Below are 1,189 nucleotides of genomic sequence, written 5' to 3' on the forward strand. Positions count from 1 at the left end.
CGGCAAAACTGGTGGCTGATGCAATTCCTCTTCTCGATCGCATGAGCGCCAATTCCTCCCGCCTCAGCGCGCTCACCGAAGAGATTGTTGATGTCGAAGAGCGTTCTGATGAACTCCATGAGCAGGGCCTGAAGGATCTCTTTCGCCGCCATGGCGCAACGAACCCGATGGCCTATATCATTGGCAGCGAGATTTATGGCGAGCTGGAGAAGGTTGTCGACCGGTTCGAAGATGTCGCCAATGAAATCAGCGGCATTGTGATCGAGAACGTCTGATGGAGGCCACCCTCGCTTTTCCGCTGCTGGCGGGTCTCATCGCGGTGGCCTTGTTCTTCGACTTTTTGAACGGACTGCACGATGCCGCCAATTCTATTGCGACCATCGTCTCGACCCGGGTCCTGCGGCCGCAATATGCCGTGCTGTGGGCTGCATTCTTCAATTTTATCGCCTTCCTGTTCTTTGGGCTTCACGTTGCCGAAACCCTCGGCACCGGCATCATCGATCCCAATATCGTCACGCCGCAGGTCATCTTCGCCGCCCTGATGGGGGCGATCGTCTGGAACATCGTGACCTGGGTTTTCGGCATTCCATCAAGTTCGTCGCATGCACTGGTCGGTGGCCTCGTCGGCGCCGGCCTAGCTAAAATCGGTATGGGCGCCATTGTTTGGTCGGGCTTGCTGAAGACGGCCGGCGCCATCGTCATGTCTCCTCTACTTGGCTTCGTTCTCGCGCTTTTCCTCGTGCTGTGCGTGACTTGGATATTCATTCGCCAGACGCCCTTCGCCGTCGACAGCACCTTCCGTGTGCTGCAATTTGTCTCCGCTTCTCTCTACTCCCTCGGCCATGGCGGAAACGACGCCCAGAAGACCATGGGCATCATCGCCGTTCTGCTCTATTCGCAAGGTCATACCGGAGCGGAGTTCCACGTGCCCCTGTGGGTGGTGTTATCCTGTCAATCCGCGATGGCGCTCGGGACACTGTTTGGCGGTTGGCGGATCGTGCACACGATGGGCTCGAAGATCACGAGGCTCAATCCAATGCAGGGTTTCTGTGCCGAGACGGGCGGTGCTTTGACACTGTTTGCCGCGACATGGCTCGGCATCCCGGTCTCGACGACCCATACGATCACGGGCGCTATCATCGGTGTCGGCGCCGCGCGGCGGATCTCGGCGGTTCGATGGGGATTGGCG

2 protein-coding genes are annotated in these 1,189 nt (G+C 58.6%); both read left to right on the forward strand.

The window, feature by feature from the left end; all coding sequences use genetic code 11:
* A partial coding sequence (locus tag FHX05_RS30210) for a DUF47 family protein (RefSeq protein WP_183876555.1) occupies window positions 1–275 on the forward strand: 275 nt, incomplete at its 5' end.
* Window positions 275–1,189, forward strand: a 915-nt coding sequence (locus FHX05_RS30215) for an inorganic phosphate transporter (protein ID WP_183876557.1), incomplete at its 3' end; no start/stop codon positions are given. The genes FHX05_RS30210 and FHX05_RS30215, both read left to right, overlap by 1 nt.

Source organism: Rhizobium sp. BK491, assembly GCF_014194925.1.
GTDB lineage: Bacteria > Pseudomonadota > Alphaproteobacteria > Rhizobiales > Rhizobiaceae > Rhizobium.